The following is a 7184-nucleotide window of genomic DNA, read 5'->3' as shown; positions in this document are numbered from 1 at the left end:
AACGCCCTACCGGCCGCCGCTTGACATCACTCACCGTGACCAGGCGCCGGAAAGGAACTACTGAGGCGCTGCACTAGTCTGCTCGGAAGGCCCCGCGGCGCAACCGAGTTCGGGCACCGCGCTGCCGGTCACGACCTACACCTACAACAACCTCAACGAGCCACTGACCGCGATCGAGACGGTCGGTTCCACGACCAGGACGACGACCACCGCCTACGACGCGGCCGGCCGCAGAACCTCCGCCGCCCTCGCGGTGAGCCCCGCGGCCGATGGCGGTGCCACCGTCCCGACCACAACCTACGGGTACAGCCCGGACAACGCCCTGCCGACCACGACGACCGCCAGCGGCATCACTCTGACCACCGGTTACGACACCTGGGGTCAGGTCACCTCGCAGACCGACGTCGACGGCAACACCGCCACCACCTACGACATTGATGGCCAGCCCGCCACCGCCAACGACGGCAAGGGCAGCTACACCTACACCTACGACGGCGCCACCGAACACCGCGGCCTGATCACCAGCCTGACCGTCGGCGCGGGCTCGGCACCGTCGACGTTCACCGCCACCTACAACGGTGACGCCACGCTCGCGACCGAGACGTATCCGAACGGCCTCGTCGCCACCCGCCAGTACGACAACACCGCCAGCCCCACCGCCCTGACCTACGCCAAGAGCGGCACGACCTGGCTCGGCTACAGCGAGATCGACAACATCAACGGCCAGGGCCGCATCGTCGGCACGCCGAACCAGGGCATCGAGTACCTCTACGACACCTCCGGCCGGCTCACCCTGGCCCGTGACGTCCGCGCCAGCGGCAGCACCCAGACCTGCACCTCACGCCGCTACGTCTACGACGCCGACTCCAACCGCACCCAGGAGGTCTCCTACCCCGACGCCGGCACCAACAGCCCCGGCGCCACCTGCAGCACCTCCACCACTCCCACCTACACCCTCACTCACAGCTACGACCAGGCCGACCGACAGACCGACACCGGCTACGCCTACGACAAGTTCGGCCGCACCACCACCGTCCCCGCCGCCGACATCGGCGGCACCGCACTGACCCTCGACTACGCCGCGGACGACATGGTCGCCTCCGAAACCCAGGGCTCGACCACCCGCAGCTACGCGCTGGACCCGGCCCGCCGCATCCGCTCCTGGACCCAGGGTTCCACCACCTCGACCAACCACTACACCGACAGCGCCGGCGACAGCCCCGCCTGGATCGCCACCGGCGCCGCCTGGACCCGCAACATCCACGGCATCGGCACCGACCTCGCCGCCACCCAGGACAACACCGGCACCGTCACCCTCCACCTCGCTGACATCCACGGCGACATCGTCGCCACCGTCCCCGACACCACGGCGGCGACGTCGACGAGCTCGTTCCAGGAAACCAACGAGTTCGGCAAACCGTATGACCCGGCGACCGCTTACCCCCGCTACGGCTGGCTCGGCGCGAAGGAACGCTCCCACGACACCCTTTCCGGTGTCATCCTCATGGGAGCCCGCCTCTACAACCCCACCACCGGCCGCTTCCTCCAGACCGACCCCGTCCCCGGCGGCTCCGACAACCCCTACGACTACGCCCACCAGGACCCCTACAATGGCCTCGATCTCGACGGGCGTTTCGCGCTGGTCGCCGGCCTGGTTGGGTTTGCTGCGGCCGACGCATGGAATCCTCTCGGCTGGGCTGCAGTCGTCGTCATTGGGGGATATCTAACCTATAAGATCGGAAAGTCATATCACAGGCGCAGGGGAGCTGTGATATCCCGCGTCGGCTGGACGAAGCATGGCCTCGAACAGGCGGAACGGTATGGAATATCCGATGACATGGTCGAGCAGGCAATGCGCAGTCGAGCTCGGCCAGGAAACAGTGCGGGAACAAAAAAATATGTTGGAGGAAATATCTGGGTCGTAGTGAACGAAAATGGTGAGGTTATATCGACAGGGCGTAACGAAGGATCGGCGGGGCGGGGTGCGAATACTCGTAGGCGAGGAAGAAGGTAAAATGACAGCATGATGGTGCAGGCAACGTGGGATCCACATGCCGATGCCGTTTTTGTCGGCCTTGTTCCGGGTGATGACCTCAAGGGTGCTTTGGTCGAGAGTTTTTCGATCTATATTAAGAGAGGAGAGTTCGAGTTAATCGCGCACCTTGACGAGGGCGGTCTCGTTGCGGGTATCGAGATACTCGGAGCTTCGGCGGCCATGGACAGCGATTTTCTGCAAAAAATACCGAAAATCGATATGTCAGGGTATGTCGAAAGATCAGGGTTGAAGCCTTCTATGGATATCCAAATTTCTCGACGACTTGAAGAAGGAAAAATTTCCGTGAAGATCGATCTTGCTGAGAGTCCGTTTGCCGATCGAGTCGTCGTAAAAAATTTCCGACACTGCCCTGTAGTGATATCAATCGGCCATGGAAAGATTCAATCCATTGAATTTATTGATGCATCGCGGACTTTTCGCGAAATATTTTTGGAATCCTGAGGATGTTGAGCGTGAAATAAATAATCGGACCATTTTGCCTTCCTCGGAGGTTGGGGTATTAATGGACCCGTCGCTGTGAAGATGTGACTCGGCCAGCCCGGACCGGTGCAACAGGAACCCGTGTGCTCCCAGGGAGCACTTGAGCGGTTCGCTGCGACGAATAGCATGTACGGATCCGAAGGGTCCCGGCGCAGAAATGTGCCGGGACTGCGCAGTAACCGACCGTGCCGGGTCGCCAGTATCGTCTATGACGAGTGCTGTCGTCGCGCCCGCACCGGTCCAGACGGCCTGCATATCCTTACCCTCGTGGTATTTCGCCTCGCAGGCCACACTGCGATCGCCACCACACTCGCAACTTCGAACTTCAGTTCAAGGTGATGCCGACGTCGGCAACCCGCTCCCAGTTTCTGGACACCTGAACCCGCCTGCACCGCGGACGGGGTGGCGGACACCTACGGTTCGGTGCACCGAACCGTAGGCAACGGCGGTGTCCTCTACTCGGCAAGTGGCCAGTCGATTCCCGGTGTCAAGTCGCATCAAGGACAGCGATTTGCCACCACCGAAAGTGCATCAGAGGCGTTTTTCCTACAGTCCCACCGCACCTACTCTGGTCTGCGATGATGGTGGGGAGTTATGACCCAGGATGACTTCCAGGAGGATGGCAACGGTGCCGATCGGCCTCGATGGTCCACATTGCTGCGCCGGGTTGCATGACCAGGTTACCTTTCGGTGTGAAGACGGTCATGTGGAGCCGCAGGACTGTCCGGATGCTCTTGTCTGCTTCGTGCCGAAGTTCCAGGAGTACGGTCTCAGAATCCATGACGGGGGCGACTCCTCCATCATGATCCTGCACTGCCCCTGGTGTGGTACCCGGCTGCCTGATTCCGCCCGCGACGACTGGTTCGGCTCCCTGGAGCGGAGAGGGTTCGACCCCGCCGAAGATGTGCTCCCGCCGGAGTATTCGGACGAGAGCTGGCTACGCGGGCTGTGACGGTACAGTCCGGTGTGCGACAGAAGGAACATATTAATCGATAGACCGGGATTGTTCCGGATTGCAAACCCATTTTGGTCACGACGTGTCATGCCGGTCGCCGCCTGACGTCCGGGATCGTGTGCCTGCATCCAGCTACTCCACTGCCGTGGGCAGGCCGGTTGCCAGCAGTTGGTGTCGTGGTGGCATGGGGCAGATCGAGAGCGCGCCGAAACTCGGTGTTCTCGCGGGCGAGGCGGCGGCTCCCGGCCTGGTATCGGCGTAGATCGGCCCGAACCTGGTCGGCGGTGGACTCGGCGCCGCTGGGGTGGAGAGGTGCGCCAGGTTGGCTCTCAGCAGCGACTCGCTGCCTTTGCGCGATCGAACTGTGCGCTCCACGTGAGACCCTTCTTACCCAGGAGCGTGGATGCAGCGATATCAGGAACCGGCACCACCGGGGTGTGATGCGACCGGTAGGCGGCGTCGCCGGGTTGCCGGACGGGGAGGCAGGCATGGCCACCAGGCAGTTCGTGAGCAGGAAGCTGGTGAACAGGCGGGTCATCAAGGACGGCCTGCGGCGGGCGGCGGGACGCGCCGGGTTCGAGGTGACGCGTAAACCGGGCTGGGAGGTGCCGGCGGGGATGGATGCCGAGGCGCTCGCGACGATCCGCGAGTCGGCACCGTTCACGCTCACCGACCAGGCGAAGGTCTTCGGGCTCATCCAGGGCATCCGGTATGTCGTGCGGAACCGGATTCCCGGTGACATCGTCGAATGCGGGGTGTGGGCGGGCGGTTCGACGATGGCGGCGGCGCGCACGCTGCTGCAGCTCGGCGACACCTCACGGCGGCTCTACCTGTTTGACACCTTCGAGGGTATGTCCGCGCCGACCGATCTCGATGTCGCGCCCGACGGGCAGACCGCCGCCGGTCTGCTTGCCCGTTCCGATCGCGCCCAGGCCGCTTCGGCCTGGTGCGTCGTCTCCCTTGACCAGGTACGGGAGAACGTCGCCCGGATCGGTTATCCACCCGAGCGGGTGCATTTCGTCCAGGGAAAGGTGGAGGACACCGTTCCCGAACACGCGCCGGAGCGGATCGCCCTGCTGCGGCTGGATACCGACTGGTACGAGTCGACCCGCCACGAGATGGAGCATCTCTACCCGCGTACGACCCCCAGCGGCGTCCTCATCGTCGACGACTACGGCTGGTGGAAAGGCGCCCAGCAGGCCGTTGACGAATACGTGGCCGAACACGCCCTCCCGTTGCTGCTCAACCGCCTTGGCCCGGAAGGTGGCGCGATCGGCATCGTCCCCACCCGGTGACGTCCGCCGGGTAGGGTCCGCGCGGTGGGCGTGGAAACGGACGGGGCGACAAAACCGAGCCAGGCACCGGAACATCTCGATGTGCTGATTGTCGGGGCGGGGGTTTCCGGCCTCGGCGCGGCCTGTCATCTACGGCGGGATCATCCGGGGCGGCGTATCGCGATCCTGGAGGCGCGTGACACCCTCGGCGGCACCTGGGATCTGTTCCGGTATCCGGGGGTGCGTGCCGACACCGACATGCACACGTTCGGCTACGCGTTCGCCCCGTGGCGGGCGAGGCCCGGCTCGCCGACGGCGCGGAGATCCTCTCTGTCAGCGTTTCCCGGCGGCGACCTGTTCGCCGCGGTCAGCCGCGGCACCGCCTCGGTCCGCACCGACACCGTCGCCACGTTTACCGAGGACGGGCTGCTGCTCGCCTCCGGTGAGCGTCTGGCGGCGGACATCATCGTCACGGCGACGGGCCTGAACGTCGAGGCCCTCGGCGATGTGCGCGTCACCGTGGACGACACCCCCGTGAACCTGGCGGACACGGTCGTCTACAAGGGTCTGCTGCTCTCCGGCGTCCCGAACCTCGCCTACCTGGTCGGCTACACGCACGCGTCGTGGACCCTCAGGATCGGCCTGGCCGGGGAGTACCTGTCCCGCCTGCTCACCCACATGGACGCCCACGGCCATACCACCGCCCGCCCCGAGGTCGGTGACCCGCCGCTGGCCACCCGCCGCTGGCCACCCGCCGCTGGCCACCCGCCCCTTCCTGGACCTGGCCGCCGGCTACCTGACGCGGGTTATGCCCGCGCTACCCCGCCAGGGCGACCGCGCCCCGTGGCGAACATCCACCGACTATCTCGGTGACGTCCGCCTGCTGCGCCACCAGCCCATCGAGAACAACGAGCTGCGTATGTCCTGACCGCGACCCGCCAGCCCGCCGCCGGCCCTGCCGGCCCCGCTGGCTCCGATGCGAGACGTCAGCGACTGGCGGCGGACGGGCTCGCCGCCTTCGTGGCCAACGAGCGCACCAGCCCGCCCACCACCCGGCGGTGGCCGCCCGAGCCGATCACCAGCGTCCGGTAGATCCGGCCGCCCGGCCCGGGGAACTCAGCGAGTGTCCTGACCCGCAGGGTGCTGCCGCCGGGCGCGTCCGCCAGCACGAAGATCAGGGCGTAGCGCGAGAACCGGTGCCGCCCGGTGAGTACCAGCCGGTGACCCGCGACCGCGTCGGCGACGGTCCAGCCGGGCACGGCGGACCCCGGTTCGGGCAGCGTTCCACTGGCCCGGGACGGCTCCGAACCAAGCAGCCGGGCCATCGGTGCCCTGATGCGCAGACGGGTCTGGACGGTCCGGGTCAGCACCGCCCAGACCGCCTCGGCCGGCGCCGACACGTGGGACATGTGTTCGTCGATGAAAGGTAGCCGGTCAAAGGGCGGTGTGAGCCCGGGTTCTTCTACCATCTCAGCCTCCTGTGATTTCAACAGTGATGCTGTTTTAAGAGCCTTGCCAGGCTGCGAGAACTCACGCGGGAGGCGATGACATATGCCAGAATGCTGGCCTCACCGCGCTGAGGCTGTTTCCTGGCCGTCATCGGAGGCGCCGCGATAACGGTCGATGAGGACGGCGACGCCGTCGAGGATGGTGTCGACGCCGAGAAGGAACTCCGCCCGTTCGTCGAAACCGCTCGGGTCGCCGCCGATCTCGCCGGACCAGGCGATCGCGTGCAGCCGCGGGTAGGTCCGCTCGTCCACCAGTTCGCGCAGCAGCGTCTCGAACGTCCACCCGGGTGAGGCTGTCGGCGTCTCGCCCATCTCCGCGGCGGCGGCCATGGCGGCTGCGGCGGCGCGGGCGGCGTCGTTGGCCATCCGGGCCTCGCTGAGGGTGTAGGAGCTGAGCAGGCCGATCATCCGGAGCTTCTCGGCGCCGGGCAGGCCGGTGTCGTCGAGGCTGGCGAGGCCGAGCTCGACGAACGTCATCGAGTTCGGCGCGAGCGGCGGCGCGGCCATCGGCATCTGGGTGATCCAGGCGTGGCGGTCGATCATGTCGCGTTGGACCAGGGCCCAGGCGCGCAGCTTCTCCCGCCAGGTCGCCCCGTCCAACGTCAGTGACTCGACGCCGACGGCGCTGGCGTTCCACATCAGGGTGAGCAGTTCGTCCTTGCTGGCCACGTACCGGTAGAGCGACATCGTCGTGAAGCCGAGGGCCTTCGCGACCCGGGCCATCGACACGGCCTCGAGCCCCTCGGCGTCGGCAAGCTCGATGGCGGCGGTGACGATCGCGTCCACCGACAGGCCCGGACGCGGGCCACGTCCGCCCCGGGCACGACGCCCCCACAGCAGGTCGATCCCCGGCGGCAGCGGCCGAGGGGCCGCGGGGGGCGCCTCGCTGGGCCTACGGGTCCCGTCCACGT

General features: G+C 66.2%; 7 protein-coding genes. 5 read left to right on the top strand and 2 right to left on the bottom strand.

Translation table 11 applies throughout. The features are described 5' to 3' along the window. Positions 1–253 precede the first annotated feature (253 nt). The 5 genes from MXD61_RS09165 to MXD61_RS09145 all read left to right on the top strand — a co-directional run bounded on the left by MXD61_RS09165 (position 254) and on the right by MXD61_RS09145 (position 5638). Positions 254–2014 carry an RHS repeat-associated core domain-containing protein gene (locus MXD61_RS09165; protein ID WP_248812411.1) on the top strand — a complete coding sequence of 587 codons (1761 nt, stop codon included), beginning with the start codon at positions 254–256 and terminating at the stop codon, positions 2012–2014. Between the two features lie 9 nt (positions 2015–2023). After that, on the top strand, positions 2024–2497 hold the full coding sequence (locus MXD61_RS09160; RefSeq protein WP_248812410.1) for a hypothetical protein: 474 nt from the start codon (positions 2024–2026) through the stop codon (positions 2495–2497). A 667-nt stretch (positions 2498–3164) separates the two neighbouring features. Then, a complete protein-coding gene (locus tag MXD61_RS09155) occupies positions 3165–3488 on the top strand; it encodes a hypothetical protein (protein ID WP_248812409.1) in 324 nt (107 codons plus the stop codon). Positions 3489–3979: 491 nt separating this feature from the next. Next, the gene (locus MXD61_RS09150; protein ID WP_248812408.1) at positions 3980–4786 is read left to right on the top strand and encodes a TylF/MycF/NovP-related O-methyltransferase; all 807 of its coding nucleotides are present in this window, start codon (positions 3980–3982) and stop codon (positions 4784–4786) included. An 81-nt stretch (positions 4787–4867) separates the two neighbouring features. After that, positions 4868–5638, top strand: a complete 771-nt coding sequence (locus MXD61_RS09145) for an NAD(P)-binding protein (RefSeq protein ID WP_248812407.1) — start codon at positions 4868–4870, stop codon at positions 5636–5638. Between the two features lie 113 nt (positions 5639–5751). Here the strand turns inward: MXD61_RS09145 and MXD61_RS09140 are convergent, their stop codons facing one another. Further along, complete coding sequence (locus MXD61_RS09140; protein WP_248812406.1) at positions 5752–6234, bottom strand: hypothetical protein; 483 nt, start codon at positions 6232–6234, stop codon at positions 5752–5754. A gap of 99 nt (positions 6235–6333) precedes the next feature. Next, complete coding sequence (locus tag MXD61_RS09135; RefSeq protein ID WP_248812405.1) at positions 6334–7182, bottom strand: TetR/AcrR family transcriptional regulator; 849 nt, start codon at positions 7180–7182, stop codon at positions 6334–6336. Positions 7183–7184: the final 2 nt, after the last annotated feature.

This window comes from Frankia sp. AgPm24 (assembly GCF_023243055.1).
GTDB classification, from domain to species: Bacteria; Actinomycetota; Actinomycetes; order Frankiales; family Frankiaceae; genus Frankia; species Frankia umida.
This window is presented reverse-complemented; position numbering and strand designations above follow the sequence as displayed.

What these genes read in the sequence shown, in the direction of transcription:
- MXD61_RS09160 (WP_248812410.1), top strand. Translation starts at nt 2,024, where the DNA reads ATGATGGTGCAGGCAACGTGGGATCCACATGCCGATGCCGTTTTTGTC.
- MXD61_RS09150 (WP_248812408.1), top strand. Translation starts at nt 3,980, where the DNA reads ATGGCCACCAGGCAGTTCGTGAGCAGGAAGCTGGTGAACAGGCGGGTC.
- MXD61_RS09140 (WP_248812406.1), bottom strand. Translation starts at nt 6,234, where the DNA reads ATGGTAGAAGAACCCGGGCTCACACCGCCCTTTGACCGGCTACCTTTC.